The organism is Streptococcus suis, from assembly GCF_002960445.1.
Classification (GTDB): Bacteria; Bacillota; Bacilli; order Lactobacillales; family Streptococcaceae; genus Streptococcus; species Streptococcus hyiners.
This window is the reverse complement of record NZ_POJD01000203.1, coordinates 1-329: the sequence shown is the minus strand read 5'-3', so window position 1 is coordinate 329 and position 329 is coordinate 1. Positions and strand designations below refer to the sequence as shown.

Annotated in this window: 1 protein-coding gene; it reads right to left on the bottom strand. The window is 46.8% G+C overall.

Annotation, left to right across the window (positions count from 1 at the left end):
- The coding region (locus C1G53_RS08170) for a metal ABC transporter ATP-binding protein (protein ID WP_153046682.1) at positions 1-329 on the bottom strand (329 nt) is incomplete at both ends.

Below are 329 nucleotides of genomic sequence, written 5' to 3'. Positions count from 1 at the left end.
TCAGGATCATGAGTTATCATCAAAACCGACTTTCCATGCTTCTTAGCCGAATGGTGCATGAGTTGGTAAAAAGCATCCTTGGTCCCTGCATCCATCCCTGTTGTCGGTTCATCCAGAATAAAAATATCTGGATCAGAGGCAAACATACGCGCAATGACCGCACGCTGCTTCTGCCCACCACTCAAAGCACCTAAGCGCTTATCCCGATGTTCCCACATTCCAACTGATTCCAAACTAATCCGAACATGTTCCTCATCATGGGCTGTCAAACGACGAAACCAACCTTGCCGAGGATAACGCCCTGATTTTACAAATTCGTAAACCGTGCT